This window comes from Baekduia sp. Peel2402, assembly GCF_052567285.1.
Genome location: NZ_CP199582.1, coordinates 536,113 through 558,348 on the forward strand (window position 1 = coordinate 536,113; position 22,236 = coordinate 558,348).

The 22,236-nt window shown below is 73.0% G+C and carries 11 protein-coding genes; 3 read left to right on the forward strand and 8 right to left on the reverse strand.

Features of this window, described 5'->3' with window-relative positions; translation table 11 throughout:
- Nucleotides 1–7: 7 nt before the first annotated feature.
- From ACT01A_RS02700 to ACT01A_RS02725, 6 genes are all read right to left on the reverse strand, one after another.
- Nucleotides 8–634: a TetR/AcrR family transcriptional regulator gene (locus tag ACT01A_RS02700; protein ID WP_445150703.1), complete on the reverse strand. Its 627-nt coding sequence runs from the start codon at nt 632–634 to the stop codon at nt 8–10.
- Between the two features lie 109 nt (nt 635–743).
- On the reverse strand, nt 744–3,599 hold the full coding sequence (locus ACT01A_RS02705; protein WP_445150704.1) for an ATP-binding protein: 2,856 nt from the start codon (nt 3,597–3,599) through the stop codon (nt 744–746).
- Nucleotides 3,600–3,661: 62 nt separating this feature from the next.
- Complete coding sequence (locus ACT01A_RS02710; RefSeq protein WP_445150705.1) at nt 3,662–6,868, reverse strand: hypothetical protein; 3,207 nt, start codon at nt 6,866–6,868, stop codon at nt 3,662–3,664.
- Nucleotides 6,869–6,876: 8 nt separating this feature from the next.
- Complete coding sequence (locus tag ACT01A_RS02715) at nt 6,877–8,865, reverse strand: PKD domain-containing protein (protein ID WP_445150706.1); 1,989 nt, start codon at nt 8,863–8,865, stop codon at nt 6,877–6,879.
- Between the two features lie 132 nt (nt 8,866–8,997).
- The gene (locus ACT01A_RS02720; RefSeq protein WP_445150707.1) at nt 8,998–9,606 is read right to left on the reverse strand and encodes a hypothetical protein; all 609 of its coding nucleotides are present in this window, start codon (nt 9,604–9,606) and stop codon (nt 8,998–9,000) included.
- Between the two features lie 198 nt (nt 9,607–9,804).
- The gene (locus ACT01A_RS02725) at nt 9,805–10,404 is read right to left on the reverse strand and encodes a hypothetical protein (protein ID WP_445150708.1); all 600 of its coding nucleotides are present in this window, start codon (nt 10,402–10,404) and stop codon (nt 9,805–9,807) included.
- Nucleotides 10,405–11,233: 829 nt separating this feature from the next.
- On the opposite strand from ACT01A_RS02725, the gene ACT01A_RS02730 reads away from it, so the two are divergent.
- A complete protein-coding gene (locus ACT01A_RS02730; RefSeq protein WP_445150709.1) occupies nt 11,234–13,240 on the forward strand; it encodes a thioester domain-containing protein in 2,007 nt (668 codons plus the stop codon).
- A 46-nt stretch (nt 13,241–13,286) separates the two neighbouring features.
- On the opposite strand, the gene ACT01A_RS02735 is transcribed toward ACT01A_RS02730, so the two are convergent.
- Nucleotides 13,287–13,994, reverse strand: a complete 708-nt coding sequence (locus ACT01A_RS02735) for a L,D-transpeptidase (protein WP_445150710.1) — start codon at nt 13,992–13,994, stop codon at nt 13,287–13,289.
- A gap of 159 nt (nt 13,995–14,153) precedes the next feature.
- Between ACT01A_RS02735 and ACT01A_RS02740 the strand changes: the two genes are divergently transcribed.
- Nucleotides 14,154–15,953, forward strand: a complete 1,800-nt coding sequence (locus ACT01A_RS02740; protein ID WP_445150711.1) for a heavy metal translocating P-type ATPase — start codon at nt 14,154–14,156, stop codon at nt 15,951–15,953.
- Between the two features lie 39 nt (nt 15,954–15,992).
- Here ACT01A_RS02740 and ACT01A_RS02745 read toward each other — a convergent pair whose 3' ends face one another.
- Nucleotides 15,993–18,791, reverse strand: coding sequence for a cation-translocating P-type ATPase (locus ACT01A_RS02745; protein ID WP_445150712.1), 2,799 nt, complete (start codon nt 18,789–18,791; stop codon nt 15,993–15,995).
- A 306-nt stretch (nt 18,792–19,097) separates the two neighbouring features.
- On the opposite strand from ACT01A_RS02745, the gene ACT01A_RS02750 reads away from it, so the two are divergent.
- A complete protein-coding gene (locus ACT01A_RS02750; protein WP_445150713.1) occupies nt 19,098–22,232 on the forward strand; it encodes a hypothetical protein in 3,135 nt (1,044 codons plus the stop codon).
- Nucleotides 22,233–22,236: the final 4 nt, after the last annotated feature.

A 22,236-nucleotide genomic window follows, 5' to 3' on the forward strand; every position in this document is an offset into this window, starting at 1 on the left:
CGCTCGCCTAACGCTCGGGCATCGGGCGGCGCGCGATCTTGGCCGCCTGCGCCTTCGGGACACCGAGGCTGCGCAGCACGCCCTCGGCGTGCAGGACGTCGGCGTCAGGACCGACGGCACCATCGATGACGCCGCGCATGACACCCAGCAGCGCCCCGCCCATCGCGTGCAGGGCAACGCCGACGTCAGGCACGTCGAAGCGCCCAGCCTCCACCCCGGCCTCCAGGTCCTTCGTGGCACGAGGCCCCAGCGTCGCACTCAGCAGGCGGTGCGACAGATCCAGACGGACGACGAGTAGCGCGAACGTCGGGTCGACCTGAGCCAGTCGCACGAAGTGCCGATGAGCAACAGCCATCACTTCTGCCGGATCGTCCAAGCTGCCGGTCAGCTCGTCGACGTGCCGACCGTTGGCCTCGGCGGCCTCCGACAGCACCGCCTCGACGATCGCGTCCTTGTCGGCGAAGTGGTTGTAGAACGAGCCCGCCCCCACATCGGCCCGCTCGCTGATGTCGCCGACGCGGGTTGCGTCGACACCTTGGGCCGCGAACAGCTCGCGTGCGGCCTCCAACAGTCGCGCACGCGTCTGGGCGCGACGTCGAGCGCCGCGATTGGGGGTCGAAGCCGAGGTCGCCATCACGCAAAGGCTACATCAGCGATGGTGGCGCCTTCACAGTTGAGGATCACCTCAGTTAGCTATCGGCGCGCGCGACGCATGGCGCGCAGCCCTGCACAACGGCAATCCCTCACGTCACGTCGAGGACCGTAGCCAGTCGCCCGCGCGCGCCCTGGCCGGAAAGGCCGAGCTTGGCGTAGGCGTGCGACAGGTGCGTCTCGATCGTCTTGACGCTCACGTAGAGCTCTTGGGCGATCTCGACGTTGGCGCGTCCCGCGGCGGCCAGGCGGGCCACGCGCAGCTCCGACGCGGTGAGCGCGTCGGCGCCGCTGCGGGCGACGCGGCGCGGCCGGCCGCCGGCCGCGCGCAGCTCCTCGTGGGCGTGCGCGGTGAGGCGGTCGGCGCCGCAGCGGTGCGCCAGCTCCATTGCGGCGGCGAGGTGCTCGCGCGCCTCCACGCGCCGGCGCCCGCGGCGCAGCGCGGACCCGAGCGCGGCCAGCGAGCGCGCGCGCTCCAGCGTCGCCTCCGAGCGCTCGAGCGCCGCGAGCGACTCCTCCAGCAGCGCGACCCCCTCCGCCCCGGGCTCCAGCAGCGCGCGCCCGCGCAGCGCGACGCCCAGCGCGCGCGGCAGGCCGGTCGCGCGCGCCATCCCCAGCTCCTCGTCGGCCAGGGCCACCGCCGCGTCGCGGTCTTCCGCCGGCAGCGCGAGCGCGAGCGCGGAGCGCCAGGGGAAGTAGTTGGGGCCGAAGCCCAGCGGTCGCAGGACCTCCTCGGCCGCGCGCAGGTCCGCCAGGCCGCCCTCGCGGTCGCCACGCGCGACGCGCAGGCGCCCACGGGAGTAGGCGAGGATCCCGCCCGAGGTGGAGGCCATGAAGGCGGGTGGGAGCGTGAACGCCTCGACCATCGCGACGACGTCGTCCAGCTGCTCGCGCTCCAGCAGCGCGTCCAGGTACATCAAGAACAGGCTGACCGACCACATCGCCATCCCGGTCTGGTTGGCGAGGTCGAGCACCGTGCGCAGGTCGGCCTCGGCGGCGCGCAGGTCGCCGCGCAGATGGGCGACCTGCCCGCGGTAGGCCGGGCCGCCGAGCAGCCCGATCAGCGACCCGCCGCGGCGCCCTTCGCGCTCGATGTCGGCGGCGACCTCGAGCGCCCGGTCGTAGCGCTCGGTGTAGGCGAGCGCCATGATCACCTGCGTCCCGGCCCAGCTGCCGGCGTCGCGCTCGCCGATGAGGACGCCGTCGCGCAGCGCGCGCTCGGCCCAGTCGCTCGCGCCCGTGGGCTCCTCGCCCGACAGCGCGACCTGGGCGGCCAGCAGCGCGGCCAGCGCGTGGGCCGACCAGCTTGGCCCGGCCGCCAGCGCCTCGAACCGGGCGCGCTCGGCCGGGAACAGGGGCGCCAGCTCCGGGTCGTTGGTCATCAGCGCGGCGCGCAGCGCTTCGAGGTCGGTGATCGGCTCGACGTCCTCCTCGTCGATCTCGCGCAGCCCGTCGAGGATCAGCGACCGCGCGGCGTCCCACTGGCCCGCGGCGGCCAGGACGGAGGCCAGCTCGACGCCCACGACGGCGCGCCGCGCCGGGTCGGACGTCAGCTCCAGCGCCTCGGAGAGGTGCGCCACGCAAGCCGGGTCACGGACGACCAGCTCGGCGCGGCCGAGCGCCAGCAGCAGCTCGCCGCGCGGCGGCGTCGCCGCGCCCTCCTCCAGCGCGCGGGTCAGCAGCCGGATCGCGGCCTCGGGCGCGGCGCGCGCCGTCGCGGCCTCGGCGGCGGCCAGCAGCCCGGCGACGACCGCGTCGTTGCCCGCCGGGCGCAGCGCGGAGAGGTGCGCGGCGATCGCCTCGGGCGGTGCGCCAGCCTTCTGGAGCAGGCGGGCCGCCTCGGTGTGCGCCGCGTCGCGCTCGGCGATCGACAGCTCGTCGTAGACCGACCGACGCACCAGCGGGTGGACGAACGCAAAGGGATCCTCGGTGTCAAGGACCTCGATGTGGCGCAGGCGCCGCGCGATGCCCGCGGCGGCGCCGGCGTCCAAGCCGGCCAGCAACGTGGCGTTCTGCAGCGACTCGCCGTCGCCCAGCACGGCCATCGCCACGGCGAGCGCGGGCGCGCCGGCAGCGACCTTCGCGACGCGCCGGCCGACGCGCGCGGCCAGCGTCGGGACCGACGCCTCGGCGACCAGCGCGGCGGTCTCCGGCGCGCCGAGCGCGGCGCCGTCACCGCCGTCGAAGGTGCGCAGCAGCTCGCGCAGGTACAAGGGGTTGCCCGCGCTGGCGGCGTGACAGGCCGCGCAGGTCGCGTCGGTCGCCTCGGGCGCACCGGCCCGGACGATCGCGGCGACCCCGCGCTCGCTCAACGGCCGCGGCGTGAGCCGCGTGACGCCCGGGATCGCCCGCAGGTCGTCGATCAGCGCGGCGGGCGCGCCGGGCTCCTGTGGCCGCAGCGCGACGACCAGGACGACCGGCAGGTCGGCGATCCGCCGGGCCAGGTGGCCGAGCGCCTGCACCGAGGCGTCGTCGGCCCAGTGCACGTCGTCGACGACCAGCAGCAGCGGACCGGCGGCCGCGACGTTCGCCGTCAGCCAGTAGATCCCGTGCAGCGCGGCGAAGCCCGCGGCGGCGTGCTCGACGCCGGCGCCGGCGGGCGGGGCCACGACCCACTCGGCGGGCGCCGCCGCGCCGGCCAGAAGCTCCGCGCGCTCCTGGGCGGAGGCGGAGCGCAGGAGCGGCTCGAAGAGCTGGCGAACACAGCCGAAGGCGTACTCGCGCTCGTACTCGCCGGCGATCGCGTGGCGCACGCCGAGGTCGTGCAACTCGGCCAACGTCCGGATCGCGCCCACCAGCGCGCTCTTGCCGCTGCCCGCCGCGCCCTCGACGAGCAGGACGCGGCCGCGGCCCTCACGGGCGTCCGCGAGGGCCGTCTCGGCCGCAGCGAGCTCGGCGTCACGCTCGAGGAGCGGCACCGTTGCGCTCGCCAGCTCTGGTCTGCCCATGCTCTGGATAAGGGTGAAGCCTAACCAGAGCGGACAGGGCGCCGCGCGCGTGTCGCCGAAAGCTAGGTGAGCTTCACCGTCACGTTCGTCGTGCGCTTGGCCAGCGCCGGGACGACGCCGCCCTTGGCCGTCGAGCCGATGACCAGCGCGACCTTCACCTTGTAGGTGCCCTTCGGCGCCCCGACGCGGAAGCTCAGCGCCTTGCCGTTGGCGACCGCGGCCAGGTCGTCGGCGCCGATCGCGACGCTCCCCTTGCGCACGGCGCGCGTACTCTTGCCCTTGCGCGCCTGCCAGACCAGCGTGCCGGTCGCCGGGACGCCGCCGGCCGGGAGCTTGGCCTTGGCGGTGACCGTGACCTGGCCGCCCTTGCCGGCCTTGGCCTTCAGCGCCGTGACCTTGGACAGGGCCTTGGCGGCGTGGCCGCGCAGCGTGAGCTTGCGGGTCTTGCCGCCCTTGCCCCGGATGGAGACCTTCACGGCGCCCGGCGTCGACCAGGAGGCGGGACGGACCGTCGCGGTCTCGCCGCCGCGCAGGCGCAGGCCCGCCACCGTCATCGACCCGGCGCCGCGCGGCCCGACCTGGCCGAGCGTGAGCGAGACGGCGCCACCGGCTGCGCCGGCCTTGACGGTCAGCGCCGAGGCCGTCCCGAACCCGATGGCGTCATCCCCGCCGCCCGGGAACGTCGCGGCCGCCGTGCGCGTCGTCGCGCCGCTGGCGCTCGTCGCCGTCAACCGCAGGTTCTTGCTCGCGCCGCGCACGCCGACGATCTCGCCGGCGGCGTCGAGCGTCAGCGTCTTGCCGCCGCCCGCGACTTGGAAGGAATGGTCCTTGCCCAGCAGCGCGACCGTCTCTCCCGCGCCGGCCAGCGAGGTCGCGAGCGCCTCGCCCCGCGGGATCAGGTCGGTGCTCGGCCCGCCCTTGCCGCCGGTCTCGGCGGGCAGCCGGACCGCGTCGTCGATCGGCTTGCCGTCGGGCCCGGTCGGCGCGGCGTCGACGCCCATCGAGACGAGGAGGTCGTCGAGCCCCACGGGCGGCGAGAGCGACTGCGGGGTCTTGCTGATGTCGTACGCGCCGATCTTGTCGAAGCCGCCGCCGTAGCCCAGCTCGGTGAACGACCACGTGTTCTTGGCGGTGTCGACGTGCACGCGGCTGTTCTCGAGGTTGAGGGCGTGCGTGCTGGGACGCGCGTCGTCGTCCGCCGTGTGCGGGTCGTTGGGGTTGTAGACCTCGACGTCATAGCCCGTGGCCGTCGGCGTCAGCCCATAGGCGACGACCGAGTGCCCGGAGTCCTCGCCCTTCAGCGACAACATGACGGGGTGGTTCTGGGCCAGCCCGGCGGCGATGGCCTGGTACATGGAGCCGGCGTTCTGCTTGCCGACGATCGTGCGGAGCCTGAGCACCTCGCTGGAGTTCTGCGCGAGCATCATCAGGCGCACGTAGGCGCGCAGCGGTCCCGCCGGCCCGGCGGCTCCGTCGAGCCCGAACGGGTTCTCCGCGCCGGCCGGCGCGAAGTCCGACAGCGCCCGGCCGCGCGACCACAGGCGGTAGGCCGCGAGGTTCAACCCATAGCAGTTGCCCTTCTCCCCGAGGTCCTTCTGCGTGCCGAAGTAGATGAGCACCTCGGCCCGCGGGACGAACGACGTCACGCCGCAGCTGACCAACCCGAAGGTGATGTCCTCGCAGACGTTGACGCGGACGTTGGTCTTGTCCGTGCCGTAGAGCTTGACGATGTCCTCCCACGCCGGGCCCGCGGAGTTGAAGTTCGCAAACGGGAACCCGAAGGTGTTGGCGAACGTGATGATGCCCAGCGGGGACGTGCTGGTCAGGCTGCCGTCCGGGCCGCTGACCTTCACGGGGCCGCTGGTGGCGGTGATCGGGACGTGGACGAAGCCGTGGCTGCCGTCGGGTGCGACGTTCTCCAACGGCGCGCCCGTGGGGTCGCCACCGCCGAACTTGACGGTCTGGTTGGGGCACAGGCCGCGGCCGTTCAGCCGCAGGAAGCTGCCGGGCCGGCCCATCGACGGGGCCAGCGCGTTGGTGACGCGGCCGCCGCCGGGCATGAGCAGGACGCTGGTCACCTCGCCGGTGGAGCGGCCGACCGTCACCGTGCCGGTGGAGGAGAAGGAGCCGGAGCGGGCGGTGACCGTGAGCGTGGTGCTGGTGCTGGCCGTGGTGTCGGCGCTGACCGGGATCGATGTCGGCGGCGTCCCGAAGCCGGGTGTGAACGTGGCCGGCAGGTCGGCCTTGACCGCGTCATTGGACCGCGTAACGGTCAGGTTGATGGGATCGGCGAAGCCGGTCTCGACGTCCAGGCGCATCGGGATCGAGGACGGCGAGCACGGCGCCACCGCCGGTTGCGTGTCCTGCAGCGTCAGCGCGAACGGGCGGACGACGTCGACGGCGAAGCTGGCTTCGGCCCCTACGTCGCCGGCGCTCGGGGAGGGCGTCGCGGTGACCTTGGGCTCGAGGTGGCGCAGCACCGCGTTGCTGTCGGCCGTGAGGTGCAGCGTCGCCTTGGTGAGGAACGCCGAGCCGGTGGCCGGGTCGGGCGAGATCGTGCCCTTGACGTCCGCCGGCAGGCCGGTGACGTTGAGGTCGACGGCGCCGGTGGAGCCGCCCAGGCGCAGGATCCGCAGCGTGATGTCGATGCTGCCGCCCTGCCGCAGGTGGCTGCTGGGGAGGTCCTCGATGCCGAAGCCGATGTGCGGGTCCGGCGGGACGGGCGGGTTGTCGAAGGTGAAGTCGTCGACCGTCGGCGGGTTGGAGCTGATGCCGTCCCGGACGATCGTGAAGTAGTAGATGTCGGGCGTGCCCCGGGTGATCGAGAGCGTGCGCCCGGCGACGGTGTCGGGCACCGTCGCGCTGGCGACCAGGTTCTTGGAGTAGTTGAAGACCCTGAGCGTCGTCGTCTCGTCGGCGCTGTCGCCGGTGCCGGGCGCCGAGAGGCGCATGCTGATCTTCCCGCGTGGGCTGCCGAAGGCGCCCATCGTCGCGTAGAACGGGAACTCGTTGGTGCCGCCGCAGCGGCCGAGCTGGAGCTGGTTCTCGAAGGCGAGGGCCTTGCCGGGCGAGCAGTCCGTGTAGGCGGGCGGGAACGTGAAGGCCGACGCAGGACCGAAGAGGACGCCCTGGTCGGCGTACTGGTCGCGGATGTCGGTGCCGGCGGCCAGCCCGTTGAAGGTGATCGTGGTGTCGGCGGCGTGCGCGACGGACGGGACGGCGAGGGCGCCCAGCGCGAGCGCGAGCCCCAGGAGACGGCGGACGGACATGGGTTGGACTAGCCCTTCTTGCGCTTGTTGGAGGTCTTCTTGTGCGCGGCCGGGATCCGGCGCGACGCGCTGGTGGCGGTGCCTGCCGGGCGGCCGGCGATCGTGGCGGTGACGCGGCAGCTGACGCGGTGGCCGGCGTCGGCCCTGGCGATGCGGTGCCGGCTCGATTTGGCGTTCTTGATGGCCTTGCCGTCGCGCAGCCAGCGGTAGCTGAACTTCGGCTTGCCCTCCCACTGGCCGGACGTGCAGCGCAGCAGCTTGGGGTCCTTCTTGTCGACGCTCAGCCCGGGCTTCTTCAGGTTGTGCGGGGCCTTGGGCTTGGCGGCGGGCGGCGGCCCGCCGCTGGGCGGGACGAAGCCGGGCGGCGTCGGCGCCCCGGGGCCTGGGACTGGCGCGCTGACGTCCACCGTCGTCGTCTGCGTGCTCGTCGCGCCGTCGTTGTCGGTGACCGTGAGGACAACGGAGTAGCGGCCGGCCTGCGCGTAGCGGTGCGGACCGGTCGGCCCCGCCGCCGTCGTGCCGTCGCCGAAGGACCACGAGTAGCCCTCGACCCAGCCGTCGGGGTCGGTCGAGCCGGTGCCGTCGACCTGGACCACCAGGTCTCCCGGCGTCGCGGTCGCCTTCGGGACCGACGTCGGCGCCGAGTTGAGCGCGTTGTCGCGCAGGTAGGCGTCGCCGCGGCCGTTGGTGTCGGTGGGCACGAACGCGCCGAGGCTGTCGAAGAGGACGAAGCGGCCGGTGGCGGAGATCGCCAGCGCGTTGGTCGCCGCGGTCGACACCGACGGGCTGCCGTCGGTCACGACCGAAGCCCGCGTCAGGGCACCGGTGTCGCGGTCGGCCATGTACACGTCGTTGCCCGGGGTCGCCTCGCTGTCGGAGCCCAGCAGCGCCGCGGGCGTCAGGAACGCCACGAAGCGGCCGTTGGCCGAGACCACCGGCGCGATCGACCCGAAGGTCGCCTCGTCGCCGTTCTGCTTGACGCTCACACGGCTGGTCTGGGCGGAGCCGAGGTCGCGCGCGAAGACGTCGGTCACGCCGTTGGTGTCGCCCGCGACGAGGTTGGGCGCCGAGCTCTGGAAGACGACGACCGTGCCGTCCGCGCTGATCGCCGGGTCGTCGGCTTCGCCGGTGCCCTGCGTGCCGCCGCTGGACAAGGACGCCATCCTGGTGGTCTGCAGCTGGCGGTCGCGGACGAAGACGTCGCGCTGGCCGTTGACGTCGCCGGCGACGATGGTGGTGGCGCCGGTGGCGAAGGCGACGAAGCGGCCGTCGCGGCTGATGGTCGGCGAGGTGGCGGCGGAGACGCTGCCGCTGGGAGCCCCGCCGGACGTGCTGGCGTCGATCCGGTCGGCGCCGGGTTGGTCGAGGCGGCGGGCCCACAAGTGGTCGAGCGTCGAGGACGAGCTGGTCATCGCGCGCTCGACGGAGATCCAGGTGACGGTGGTGCCGTCGCCGCTGATCATCGGCCGCAGGTTGTCCTGGCCGCTGCCTTGGTTGAGGGTCACCGGCGTGCCGTCGACGCGGACGCCGGCACGGGTCGTGGTGCCCGCCGCGACGTCGCGCACGAAGACGTCGGCGCCGCCGTTGTCGTCGGCGGGGACGAGGCGGCCCGACGCCGACTCAAAGGCCACGCGGTTGCCGTCGTCGGAGATCGTCGGACGCGAGCTGGGGCCGTCGATGGCGCCACCGCGCCCTGGGTCCGGGACGTCGATCCGGATCACGGCGCCGGTGCGGCGGTCGCGCCGGAAGACGCGCCGCGGGCCATCGGCGCCGCCCCCGTCGACGTCCGTGGTGTTGGAGAGGAAGACGACGTAGCGGCCGTCGGGCGTCATCGTCGCCCCGACCTGGCCGGAGGTCGACGCCAGCGGCCCGCCGACGGCGTTGCCGGTGGCCAGCGTCGTGGTGGGCGTTGGAGCCGCGAGGGTCGGCGCGGCGAGGATGGCGAGGACGGTCGATGCGGCGACGACGCCGGCCTGGACCCCGAGCAGAGCGCGCATGGCCGGGCATCGAAACAGACCGGTGGGCCCCCGATGGGGGAGAACTCTCACCGAATGCGCCCGTGGCGCTTAATCTCAGTGGAGCACCCTGATGCGAGCGGGGCCGCCGGCGGCTGGAGCGGCCACGGGAGATTACTGGGAGCAGTCGCTGCTGAAGGCCTTCTTGGCCTTCGACAGGTTCTTCTTGGCCTTGGCCTTGGCCTTCTTGGACTTGGCCTTCTTGACGGCCTTCTGCGCCTTGGTCAGCTTGTCGAACTTGGTCGCGCACGTGCTCGTGCGGCGGAAGGACGTCGTGACCTTGTGGTCGGGGATCACGGCCTGGGACCGCGTGAGCATCGCCTGGCAGTCGGCCTCCGCCGGCGGCGGCCCGGCGCGGTAGCTGCCATCGCCGATCAGCACCCAGTGGCTGCCGTTGGGCGGCGACACGACGTTCCCACCGTACTTGAGCTCATCGTCGTACTTGGGCGGCGGGGACACCGGGAAGCTGTCGGTGCGGGACGACGGCGGCGTCCCCAAGGTCACCGAAACCTGGAAGGCCTCCCAGCCCTTGAACTTGGCGGCCTCCCACTGGGAGAACCCGAGGACCGCGCAGTTCCCGGGGATCTCCTGGCTGTAGGAGATGCGGTACTGGATGTCCGTGACCGTGGTCTTCTCGTTGGGGTTGTCGGTCTGAGCGACAGCGGCCGACGAGGCGCCAAGCACGACGGCGAGCGTGGTCAGGGCAAGGGCAGGTAGGCGCACGATCAGCGAACCATAGCTTGGTAGATGTAATTGGCGCACGAGTGCCGGCGCATCGCAGCCAAGCGCCACTGGCGACAAGACATCGATGATCTTCCATCATTCCGCGTCGGTGCGGCCCGGCGGCCCACCCCAGAGAGGGTGGGCCGCCCGTCGGAGCAGAACCGCGCGAACCGCGACCACCGCTTCGGGGTCAGGCGATCACGGAGTGCGCACGATGTGCGGGCCGTTCCCGCCGTTCGAGGTCACCGTGTACACCGTCGCGGCGATGTGCGTGAAGTCGTTCGGGCCAAGGACACAGCCCAAACCAGTCGATCGCAGGGTCGACGAAGTCGCGATGACCAGCGTGTCCGCGCCTATGGCGTTGTTCGTGTAGATCGCGGGCGCCGTACCTTCGACATGGCAGATCTTAATCGAGCTGAACAGAGTCACGTCACAAGTCAAGTCCATTGTTCCTGTCGTCACCACAGTCACGGTCGGCTGCGCCGTCAAAGTCAGGGCGTACCCGCATCTGGCTGACGTGTTCTGACCGGCGAGGGAGCAGCCCAGGTAAGTGAACGAGCCCGTGACCCCGCTGTAGGTAGCCCCAGCGAACGAGCCGGCGGTGTACGTGCCTGTGCCAGAGGAGCTCGGGCAAACCAGGTTGCTGTTAGTCGCCGAAAGCGTCACCTGGGGGCCCGTGACGGCGAACGACCCGGTTCCGCTGACGTGCCAGGTAAGGGCGCTGGCCGTCCCGGCCAGCGCGCCGACGACCGCCGCCATCGACGTCGCCAAGACGACGAGGCGAGAGATCCTGCTCATGTTGATCACCTTGATCCTGATTCTGAGTCGCGGTGCACGAGCACCGCAGGGCGACGAGCGCGCCGTGGCGCTAGGACCCTCACAACGAGATCAGGTGATCGCTCTCCATCGCCGACCGACCGGCCTCACCGCCCGTACGCCCTTCCGGCCTAGACGCCGGCGGTTCGCGAGCCGGCGATGATGTCACCGCACGCCTAATACGCCAACCAGAGCCAGAACGGCAGGACGTGCCGATGGGCCGCCAGAGCGCCTCGACCGAACGCCGGTCTCCCCCGGCGCGCGCTGCGTACCACTCACCGGCCAACTGGCAGGTCACCGCTTCCGGATCGCCTTCGGTCCTGCCGCACTGGCACGCGCATGCTGGTCCGGCACCGCCAAACGGCGGCGACGTACTCGCGGGAGGCGGCCGCTGCGCGAAGGTCGCGTCGACGAAGCTCTTGCGAAAGGACCTCGACGCCCAACCGCTGCCAAGTCAGGCGAACATCCCACCGGCGATGGCGCGACGCAACGGCGCCAGCGTCGATGAGCGCTGCAAAACGATGTGGAACACGGCTGTCTCCTGCGTCCAATGGTTCTTCAGCGGACAGACGCCGACCACGGTCAGGGCGCCGCCGTCCCATGACTGCGCGATGGACCGCGTTGCGGTCAATGCGGACGCGCCGAATGCGGGCGGCCAGGGGCCAAGATGGCGCGGGTTGAGGAAGGTCGGGGTTTTCCGTGACGGCCAGCGGTGAGATGCTCGGCGTGCTGCCTCGCCGTTCGCCGTGCGGCGCCGAGGCGGATGCAACCCCACATCGCTCGGCATATCCCAATAGTGGAGGTAGATGGCATGAGCCGTCTCATCCGGCGCGGATCCCTCGCCCTGGTCCTCACGTGCGCGGTGTCGCTGCTCGACGCGAGCGGCGCGATGGCGGTGGGCGGTGCAGGGCCGGAAGCCCCGGCCTCGAGTCGTTCGAACACCGACCTGGTGATCAACCGCCTCGGGTCGGGTCAGAGCGTCCGCGGGTTCATCCCCAACGCCGCCAATCCCTTTGACCCGGTGGCCGACGGCTACCCGGCAAGCAATCCGTCGACCGGCCCCGGATCCGGGTGGTCGACGCTTAACGAGGGCTTTGCGGGCATCATCCACGCCAAGCCTCCCCCGGGCGGAGACGAGCTCAGCCTCTACTGCATCGACATCTCCACGGGCACCAACATCGGGTACGGCTACGCGCTGGGCACCTGGGACGCCGGCAACGTGCCCAACGTCGGGTACGTGGCGCGCCTGCTGAACCGGTACTACCCGCACACCGAAGAGCCGGCCTCACTGACCAACCTCAACCAGCGGGCCGCGGCCGTGCAGGCGGCGATCTGGTTCTTCACCGACCGGTACGTCCTCAGCACCAGCGACCCGCTGCACGCCGCCGTGGTGGCGATCGTCAACGAGATCCGTGCGGCGGGGCCGGTGGTCGAGCCCGATCCGCCGACCGTGTCGATCGATCCGCCGTCGCGCTCGGGCTCCGGGGTGCTCGGGCCGTTCACGGTCACCACCGACAAGCCGCCCGCCGCCCTCGCGGCGACGGGCGCCGACATGTTCGCCGACGCGGCTGCGACCGAGCCGATCGCCAACGGCGACCAGGTGCCGTCCGGTCAGCGGATCTGGCTGCGGTCCAGCTCGCCGGGGACCGCGGTGCTCGAAGCCTCCGCGCGCGCCACGGTGCCCAGAGGCAACGTCTTCCTCTATGACGGCAACATCCGAGACGTCGAGGACGCTCAAAAGCTGATTCTCGCTGAGACGGGCGAGCTGTTCACGACCGTTCGGGCCAGCGCCGAGTTCCGCGCGTCCGGAGCGCTGCGGGTGACGAAGACCATCGCCGGACCGGCGGCCGGATCGCAGGGCCGCGTCGTGATCCACGTGGAGTGCGACGACGCCGTCGACCGGCCGGACTTCGTGAGCGACGCCGGGGCCACCGGCACGCAGACGCGGACCTACTCCGGCATCACCGAGGGGACGCGGTGCGTGACAACCGAGACCGCCGACGGATCGGGCGGGACCACCGCCGTCAACGTCGTGGTCGTCGGCAGCGACCGCACCGTGACCATCGACGCCGACAGGACCGCGACGGCGCAACTGACCGACACCTACAGCTTGGTCGACGTCCCGGTCCCCGCGCCGGGGACCGGAGCCCTGCTGGTCACCAAGTCCGTGACCGGGCCGTCGGCCGGGCGCCAGGCGGCCGTCACCCTTCGCGTCACCTGCGATCTGGCGGGCTTCACCCAGGACGTCGCCATCCCTGCCGGGACCGCCGCCGGCAGCGTCACGCGCCAGATCGCGGTGCCGGCGGGCGCGGTATGCACGGTGGCTGAGGTCGACGGCGGAGACAGCGGCGCCATCACCACGACCGTCAGTGGCAGCGGCCAGACGGTGGCGGTGCTCGGCGGGACGACGGTCCCGGTGACCGTGTCCAACCGCTACGACGCGCCCACCGAGGTGGCCGCGGCCAGCGTCGGGTCGGGGTCCTCCGGGGCGCTGCGGGTGTCCAAGACGATCGCCGGACCCGCGGCGGGCCGGCAGGGCCCGGTCACCATCAAGGTCTCCTGCGGCGGACCGCTGCACGCCTACGTGTTCCGCATCCCGGCGCGCACGCGCGCACGGACCGTGTCGCGGGCGTTCCCCGAGCTCTCGCCCGGCGACCGCTGCACGGTCATCGAGACCGCGCATGGTGCCACCCGCACGATCCGCGCGATCACGAACCGCTCGCGCCGGACCGTGACCATCCCCTCCAGCGGAGAGGCGACCGTCGCGCTGCGCGACAGCTTCTTCCCTCGCCGGCGAGCAGCGCCGGTCACCGGTTGACCCCACCCCACGCCAACCCGGCGGCCCGCCTCGGCGGGTCGCCGGGTCAGCGGATTGCCACCCGCACCCCCGGCAGCGCGTCCGGTCCGACGCGGCGCACGAGCCGATCGATCACGCGGTTGGGCAGCCGCACGCAGCCGTGGCTGCGAGCGCTCCCGAGCGGGTCGAGCAGGCTCTGCGCTCCGCGGCCGTGGAGCGCGATCCGCCCGTCTCCCCCGTCGAAGGTGTCCAGCACGCGGCTGTGGGCGGTCAGCCCGATCACCCATTGGCCGAGGAACGACCGCGCCGACCCGGGCTGGACCCACAGCACGGCGAAGTGGCCGCCCGGCGTGGGCGTGGACGGCGCGCCGATGACCACCCGGGACCGCAGCACCGGCGTGCCACGACGCAGCAGCGTGAGCGTCCGGTGCGTGCGCGACACGACGATCCGCCAGCGGGTGGGCTGTAGGCGAACGCGCTTCGCGTTGACCCAGCCCGAGGCGCTGCTCGGCCGCCACGGCAGGCGGACCCGCACCCAGCACCGCCCGCGCGCGTCCTCGGCGGCGCGCGTGACCATCAGCCACGAGGCGTCCCGCGGGCGCACGGCGCGCGCCGGCCGGCGCCCGTTCCCGGGCAGCCTGGCGTACACCGGGACCGGTCGCACGACGCGCGCGCGCCAGGCCAGCGCGGCGGTCGGGCGCCCGGCCGCGGCCGTGGTCGCCTGGGCGGACGTGCACCCGACGCGCGGCCGCGCCGCCGCAGGAGCCGCCAGCATGCACACGATCGCTGCGCATACGCCGCTTCCGAGGCTGGCTCGCCGGACGAGCATCTCCACGCGAGCGTACCGGCGTGTGGCGGGCCCGTTTCGCCCGGGTGCTCTCCAGCTGACCGACAACCCGCCGGCGTCCGCACGGCGGACCTACGCTCAGCGCTCATGAGCGGTCGCGCATATGTCGTCGTCGCCGGCGCCGCGCTCGCGGCGATCGTCGCCGGCCTGGTGCTGTCGAGCTTCGGCTACGACGACGCCGCGACCGCGCTCTGGACGGCGATCGTCGTCGGCCTGCTCTTGCCGCTGGTGTGGTCGGTGCTCGCGACGCTGCGGCGGGGACGCGTCGGCGTGGACGCGATCGCGTTGATCGCGATGGCCGGGGCGCTGGCCCTGGGCGAGGAGCTCGCGGGCGCGGTGATCGCGCTGATGCTCGCGGGTGGCAACGCGCTCGAGGCGGCGGCCGATCGACGGGCGCGGCGGGAGCTGACCGCCCTGCTCGCACAGGCGCCGCGGACCGCGCACGTCCACCGCGGTGATCGGCTCGAAGACGTCGAGGTCGAGGAGGTGATGCCGGGCGAGATGCTGATCGTGCGTCGTGGCGAGATCGTGCCGGTCGATGGTCTGGTCGCATCCGGCGAGGCGCTGGTCGACGAGGCGGCGCTGACGGGCGAGCCGATGCCGGTCGCCTACACGCGCGGTGAGGAGGTGCGCAGCGGTGTGGCCAACGCGGGCGCGCCGTTCGACCTGCGCACGCTGCGCAGCGCCGGGGACAGCGCCTACGCCGCGCTGGTCCAACTCGTCGCGCAGGCGCAGGCCGACCGCGCGCCGTTCACCCGCCTGGCCGATCGGTACGCAGCGCTGCTGCTTCCGGTCACGCTGGTGATCGCGGGAGCGGCCTGGGCGGCGTCCGGGGACGCCGTGCGCGCGCTGGCCGTCGTGGTCGTCGCGACGCCCTGCCCGCTGATCCTCGCCGCGCCGATCGCCCTGACCTCGGGCATCTCACGCGCTGCCGCGGCGGGCGTCGTGGTCAAGGGCGCGAGCGTCGTCGAGCAGCTTGGGCGCGTCCGCGCCGTGCTGCTGGACAAGACCGGGACGCTGACGCTGGGCACCCCGCGCCTGGTGCGGACCGAGGTGGCCGACGGCGATCCGAGCGAAGCGCTGCGGCTTGCCGCGTCGCTGGACCAGATGTCGGCCCACCCGCTCGCCGCCGCGCTCGTTCGGGCGGCCGGCGAGCAGCGGCTCGCGCTGACGTTCCCGGTCGACGTGCAGGAAGCTCCCGGCGAGGGCATCGTCGGAAGCGTGGACGGTCGCCGCGTCGCGATCGGACGCGCACCCGATGCCGACGGCGGCGCCACGCCGGACGGGGAACGCGGCTTGGCGCGCGTCGGCCTGGCCGTCGACGGCGTCCACGCGGCGACGTTCGTGATGGGCGACCGCGTCCGGGAGGACGCGGCGGCGCTGGTGCAGGCGCTCCGCGACGAAGGCGTGGGCCACATCGCGATGGTCACCGGCGACCGCTCGGCGATCGCCGAGCCGATCGGCGTTGCACTCGGGCTCGACGCCGTGCACGCCGACTGCACGCCCGAGGGCAAGCTCGAGATAGTGCGCACGACCGCTGACCGGCCGGTGATGATGGTCGGAGACGGCGTCAACGACGCCCCCGCCCTGGCTCTGGCCGACGTGGGCGTCGCGATGGTCGCCGCCGGCGGCAGCGCCACCGCCGCCTCCGAGGCAGCCGACGCGGTGATCGTCTCCGGGGCGATCGGGGCCGTCGCCGCGGCCGTGCGCGTCGGTCGCGGCTCGCTGGCGATCGCGACCCAGAGCGTTGTCGTGGGCATGGGCCTGAGCTTCGCCGCGATGGCGGTCGCGGCCGTCGGCGCCCTGCCGCCCGTGGCCGGGGCGCTGTTGCAAGAGGGGATCGACGTCGCGGTCATCCTCAACGCGCTGCGCGCAAGAAGGCTCTAGGCGATACGCAGTCGTCGTCTCGCTCGTCGTCTCACTGTCTCACCGGTGCCCGTCGCCGGCGGCGCGCTGGGCGAGCTTCTTGAGCTCGTCGGCCCACAGCACGCAGCTGGCCAGGCCAAGGCAGATGAGCCAGTCGTCGATCCCCAGCGGCGCGGTGTCGAAGGCGTCGTTGAGGAACGGCAGCTCGACGACGAGGAGCTGGAGGACGACCGAGAGCGCGATCGCGCCCCACAGCCAACGGTTGGTGAACAGGTGGTGGAAGGCGCTCGTCCGGTCCGAGCGGGCGTTGAAGCAGTTGAAGAGTTGGGCGAGCACGAGCGTGGTGAACGCCATGGTGCGCGCCTCGTCGATGTCGCCATGGCCGCCGAGATAGCCGCCCTCCAGGCGCAGGTCCAGGGCGACCAGCGTGACGATCGCCATGACGAGGCCGACCCACAGGACGCCCGCCCACATCCGGCGGTCGATGACGCGGTCGGTCACGGCGCGCGGCCGGCGCCGTATGAGGTCGTCGGGCGCGGGGTCCACGCCCAGCGCCAGCGCCGGCGTGGTGTCGGTGAGCAGGTTGACCCAGAGGATCTGCGTGGCGAGCAGCGGCACGGCGAGCGCATCGCCGGTGTCACGCAGCCCGAGCCCTGCGGCGAGCACGACGCCGAGGAACATCGTCAGCACCTCTCCGATGTTCGACGAGAGCAGGAACCGGAGGAACTTGCGGATGTTCGAGAAGATCCCTCGCCCTTCGCGGACCGCCGCGACGATCGTGGCGAAGTCGTCGTCGGCGAGGACCATGTCCGCCGCCTCCTTCGTCACGTCGGTGCCGGTAACGCCCATCGCGACGCCGATGTCCGCGGCCTTCAGCGCGGGGGCGTCGTTCACGCCGTCACCGGTCATCGCGACGATCATCCGGTCGGCCCGCAGCGCATCGACGATCCGGAGCTTGTGCTCGGGCGCGACGCGGGCGCACACCGCCGTGTCGCGCATCGCGGCGCGCAGCTCGTCGTCGCCGAGCCGCCCGATCTCGGCACCGGTGAGCACGCCGCCACCGTGCTCGGTGATGCCCAGGTCCTCGGCGATGCGGGCGGCGGTCCGCGGGTGGTCGCCGGTGATCATGATCACCCGGATCCCGGCCGCGGTCGCCTCCGCGATCGCCTGCTTGGCCTCTTCTCGCGGCGGATCGATGATGCCGACGAGCCCGAGGTGGATGAGCTCGCGCTCGACCTGCTCGCCCTGCGGCGGGTCTGCGGTCCGAGGAAGCTCGCGGTAGGCGACGGCGAGCGTACGCAGCGCGAGGTCGGCGAGGTGCTCGACGGCCGCGAGGATCTCAGTGCGGCGCCTGTCGGTGAGCGGGCGGACCTGGCCCGCGACGCGCTCGGCGGCGCAGCGGGCGAGCAGGACGTCGGGCGCGCCTTTGGTGACGATGTCGACGTCGCCTTCCTCGGCGTCGGCCTGGATCGTCGTCATGAGCTTGCGCTCGGACGTGAACGGCACCTCGCCGATGCGGGCGAAGCGGCTCGTCCGGACGTCGGTGAGCCCGTCGACCTTGGCCTCGGCGACGAGGAACGCGGCCTCGGTCGGGTCGCCCTGGATCGTCCAGCTGCCGTCAGGGGCCGGCTCGAGGACGGCGTCGTTGGCGAGGCTGCCCCCGGCGAGCACGGCCATGACCTCGTCGCGGAGTGGCCCGTCGGGCAGCGGGTCGCCGTTGGTCCGCAGTTCGCCTTCGGGCGCGTAGCCGGTGCCGGTGACATCGACCTCCCCCGACCCGGTGACGACCTTCTCGATCGTCATCTCGTTGCGCGTCAGCGTGCCGGTCTTGTCGGTGCAGATGACCGACGCCGAGCCCAGCGTCTCCACTGACGAGAGCTTCTTGACGATCGCGTGGCGAGCGGCCATGCGCCGCACGCCGACCGCCAACACGACCGACAGGACGGCCGGCAGCCCTTCGGGCACGGCGGCGACCGCCAGCGACACGCCGACGAGCAGGACCGCGACGAGGTCGGCCGTGTCCTCGACGTCGGCGGTGAGCAGGATCGCGACGACCACGACGACGGCGATGACGATGACCGCCACTCCGAGCGCGCGACCGATGAGCGCGACCTCGCGCTGGAGCGGCGTGCTCTGGGCCTCGGTGCGGCCGAGCAGCCGGGCGACGTTGCCCATCTCGGTCGCCATGCCCGTCGCGGTCACGACGGCGCGCCCGCGGCCGCGGGTGACCGCGGTGCCGCTGAAGACCATGTTGATGCGGTCGCCGAGCGCGGGGTCGCCGGCGAGCGTCCGCGGATCCTTGAGGACCGCCTCGCTCTCGCCGGTGAGCGACGCCTCCGCGACCATGAGCGAGGCGGCCTCGACGAGCCGGGCGTCGGCGGCGACCGCGTCGCCCTCGGTGAGGACGAGCACGTCGCCGGGCACGACCTCCGGTGCCGGGACGCGCTGCTCGCGCCCGTCGCGGATCACGCCCGCCGACGCGACCGCCATGCGCTGTAGGGCGGCGACCGCCTGCTGGGCCCGCGCCTCCTGGACGTAGCCGAGGATGCCATTGAGGACGACGATGACCGCGATGACGATCGCGTCCCACGGGACGCCGCCGGCGCCGTCGGCGATCCACGCGACGAGCGAGACGATCACCGCCGCGACGAGCAGGTAGATCAGCGGATCCTTGAACTGGGCGAGCATCCGCTTGAACGCCGGGACCTCCTCGGCCGCCGCCAACGCGTTGGGCCCGGCCTGCCGCAGGCGGGCTCGGGCCTCGTCAGACGTCAGCCCGTCGTCGACGTCGGTTTGCAGCTCCGCTGCCACCTGCGCGACGTCCTGGCGCCACCGCGGCAAGCGGGCGCTGGCGATCATCTTCAGGTCTTGCCCGATCGCGACGCATCCATGTCCACCTCGCCGCGTTCGTCACGACGGGTCTGTCGGCCCGCAGAGGGCGATGACGCCAGCCGACGGCTGAAATGCGTCTGGCCCGCGTACTCCGGGATTCGCTCCTGCTGCTCGGGCAGCGACGGGATCGCGGCGCAGGTCGAGGCGCTGACGGAGATTCGATCCCGCATCGAAGTCGCACGAGCGCTGCGCGCCGAACAGGCGCGTGACGTCCCCGCGGTGGCGGAGCCACGACCTCGTTAGCGCCACACCGCATCCGGGTACGTGCCCGCGATGTTTCGCAAGGTCCTCGGGGCAGCCCTCGCCGTCGTCGCTGCCGCGGCATGCTCATCTGCCGCGCAGGCCGCCGCCCCACCGGTGCCCGGCTTCTACACGGGGACGTCGGCGAGTGGGATCACCGCGGCGCTCTCGGTCGAGGTCGGCGCGAAGGGGCCGTACGTGTCGCGGATCGGCGCAATCTGCCGGACGTCGGATCCCATGGGGAACCTCGTTGACACGCCGACCACCGGCCAGGACGGCGACGGCAACGACGCGGCGTTCACGATCGAGGCCGACGGGCTGTGGGGCTATTGGGGCGACGACTCGCCGGTCGACCGCGAGTACGGCGGCAGCGTGGACGGGTCGACGGCGGTGTTCAACCTGTCCAACAACGCGTCGGTCGTGCGCGCGTGCGACCCGGGCGCGGATCCGGAGCACGCCAACGGCGTCCACCGCTATCCGATCACGCTGACGCGGACGGCCGACAAGCCGCCGGCGGTGTCCCCGGGCCGCTGGACGCGCCAGGAGCCCGGCGGGCAGCCCGGCCACTTCTACGTCTGGGCGGGCGGGGCGTTCGCCGGGCGCTTCGACGGCTCGCCCTACGTCGGCCAGGAGGACCCGCCGCAGTGCGCGGTCACGCCGGCGTCGCTGGTCGGCGGGGCGCAGATCGCGGCCGGCGGCGCGTTCACGCTGCCGTGGGAGATCCCGGTCAGCCTGCCCTCCTTCCAGCCGGTCACGCCGACCAAGGGCCAGCTCAGCGGCGGGTCGGGGACCTGGACCTACATCATCGACTCGCCCTATGTGAAGGACACGCAGCTGTCGGGCTGCACGCCGCCGGCATCGACCACCGTCCAGGTCTCGCTCGACACGCCGCAGAACGAGGGCGCGCCGCAGCCGGTGACGCGCCCGCCCGGGCCGCCGCCCACGACCACGCCGCCGGCCGCCGGCCCGGCGGGCGGGACCGCCGCGTCGACGACGTGCCCGAACGGGACGTTCAAGACCACCGCCGGGCCGTTCGTCCTGTGCAGCGCCGCCAAGCCGGCGGTCTCGGGCTCGACCGCGACGCTCAGCGGTCGCGTGACGATCAACGGCTTCCTGTTCCTCTCGACGTCGAAGATCTCCGTCGACGTCTCGCGCGCGGCGATCCGGACGAGCGGCGACGCCGACTTCGGGGTGATCGTCGGCGGGACCGACCTGCGCCTGGCGCGCACGGCGTTCGACGTCACCGCCGCCGGCCTGCGCGGCTTCCACCTGCCGGGCCTGAGCTCGCAGCTGAAGCTCGGCGGCCTGCCGATCGAGCTGTCGCGGGTCGGCGGTCAGGCGCCGTCGGTGTCGATCGACCTCGGCGCCGGGACGATCGCGCTCAGCGCGGGCATCTCCTACAAGTTGGCGGGCGCGGCGCTGGCCGCCAGCGGCAAGGTGTCGTTCGGCACGCCGGGGATCTCCGGCGAGCTGTCGACCAAGGGCTTCTCGGCCCCGTTGCGGATCGCCGGCCGCCAGCTGTTCGAGCTCAAGGAGCTCGGCTTCTCCTTCAACCAGGCTGACGCGAGCTGGAAGGTCAGCGGCGGCGGTTCGATCTCGCTGCCGACGGCCGGGACGGTGTCGGCGAGCGCCTCGGGCGGCGTGAAGGACGGGCGCTTCGACTCGCTGTCGCTCGCGCTGGCGGCCGGCGCCGGGGGCGGCGTGGCGGGACCGTACGGGACGTTCTTCTCGGGCGGGTCGTTCGACCTCGCCAACGCGGCGCAAGGCCTCGCCTCGATCACGGTCGGCGTCGGGATCGACGGCGGCTGGCCGTTCAAGGTCAAGAAGGCCGTCGGGATCGGCTTCCACGGCGAGGGGTCCTTCGACGTCGCCGACCTGCAGCTGCACCTCGGCGCGACCGCGCAGGTCACCGCGACCGACGTGACGCTGGCCAACGGCGAAGGCTCGATCGACATGGACTTCGACGACGGCGAGTTCGCGCTGGCGACCAACGTCAACGTCCTCGACCTGGTCCACGGCTCGACGACGCTGCAGGTCACCGGCAGCTCGTTCCTGTCGCGCGGGAAGCTGTCGGTCGAGTTCGGGCCTAGCTCGGAACCGATCAAGTTCATCCACGACCACTGGCCGTTCGGCTTCTTCCACGACGCGCCCGACCATCTCGGGCCGCTGCTGACCGGTGACGCGCTGATCTCCAACCTCGGCGCGGGCGCGCGCACGTCGATCGACGTGTGGAAGCTCCACGCCGGCGCGACGGTCATCAAGAAGTGGGGGTCGCCGCTGGACTACGACGTCGGCTGGGGCTCGACCAAGACGCTGACGTCGATCGACCCGACGGCCGCGAGCGCTGCCCAGTCCGGCGCGGTCAAGCGTGGAGCCGTCCGCGTGCCGCGTGGGCTGCAGGCGCTGGTCCTGCAGGCGCCGGGCAGCGGGCAGATCGTCGTCCGCGACCCGAAGGGCCACGTGGTGGCCGACACGTCGAAGGTGACCACCCCTACCCAGGAGCTGGCCGGAGGCCGCGTGCTCGTCGGGCGGCTCAACGGCCTCGTTGGCGTGGTCGTGCGCTCGCCCGCCCGCGGGCGGTGGCGCGTCCAGGGCGCCGGCGTGACGTCCACGCTGCTCGCGGCGCGCGCCGGCGAGCTGGCGCGCATCGCGAAGATCAGCGGCAGGCGCGTGCGGCCGGGCTCGCGCCTCACGTTGCGGCTGCGCCGGCCCGCCGGGACGAGCGTCGAGATCCGCGCCGCGCGCCGCAAGGGCGACGACGGCGTGCCGATCGCGACGACCACGCGGTCGGCCGTCCGCGTGCGCGTCCCCAGGACGTTCCGCGGCGCACGCCTGCGGCTCGTCGCGGTGACGCGCCGCGCCGGCGTGCCGATCGGGCGCCGCAACGGCCCGCGGACCGTCCGCGTCTCCCAGCCCAAGCCGACCCGCGCCTCACGCCTGCGGATCACCCGCGGGTCGAAGACCACCACCGTGCGCTTCCGCCGCGGTGGCGCCTCCGTCCGCTCGATCGTCACCGTGACCGTCGCCGGCCGCCGCTACGAGCAGCTCGTCCGCGGCTCCCACGCGACGTTCCGGTTCAGCACCCGCAAGCGCCGCGTGACCGCGACCGTCTCCCCCGTCCGCGCCGACGGCCGCGTCACGAAGGCGACGAGCAAGACGGTGCGGTAGGCGC

Bases quoted from the DNA above. Each gene is read 5' to 3' on its own strand.
- ACT01A_RS02700 (WP_445150703.1), bottom strand. From the start codon at position 634: ATGGCGACCTCGGCTTCGACCCCCAATCGCGGCGCTCGACGTCGCGCC.
- ACT01A_RS02705 (WP_445150704.1), bottom strand. From the start codon at position 3,599: ATGGGCAGACCAGAGCTGGCGAGCGCAACGGTGCCGCTCCTCGAGCGT.
- ACT01A_RS02710 (WP_445150705.1), bottom strand. From the start codon at position 6,868: ATGTCCGTCCGCCGTCTCCTGGGGCTCGCGCTCGCGCTGGGCGCCCTC.
- ACT01A_RS02715 (WP_445150706.1), bottom strand. From the start codon at position 8,865: ATGCGCGCTCTGCTCGGGGTCCAGGCCGGCGTCGTCGCCGCATCGACC.
- ACT01A_RS02725 (WP_445150708.1), bottom strand. From the start codon at position 10,404: ATGAGCAGGATCTCTCGCCTCGTCGTCTTGGCGACGTCGATGGCGGCG.
- ACT01A_RS02730 (WP_445150709.1), top strand. From the start codon at position 11,234: ATGAGCCGTCTCATCCGGCGCGGATCCCTCGCCCTGGTCCTCACGTGC.
- ACT01A_RS02735 (WP_445150710.1), bottom strand. From the start codon at position 13,994: ATGCTGGCGGCTCCTGCGGCGGCGCGGCCGCGCGTCGGGTGCACGTCC.
- ACT01A_RS02740 (WP_445150711.1), top strand. From the start codon at position 14,154: ATGAGCGGTCGCGCATATGTCGTCGTCGCCGGCGCCGCGCTCGCGGCG.
- ACT01A_RS02745 (WP_445150712.1), bottom strand. From the start codon at position 18,791: ATGATCGCCAGCGCCCGCTTGCCGCGGTGGCGCCAGGACGTCGCGCAG.
- ACT01A_RS02750 (WP_445150713.1), top strand. From the start codon at position 19,098: ATGTTTCGCAAGGTCCTCGGGGCAGCCCTCGCCGTCGTCGCTGCCGCG.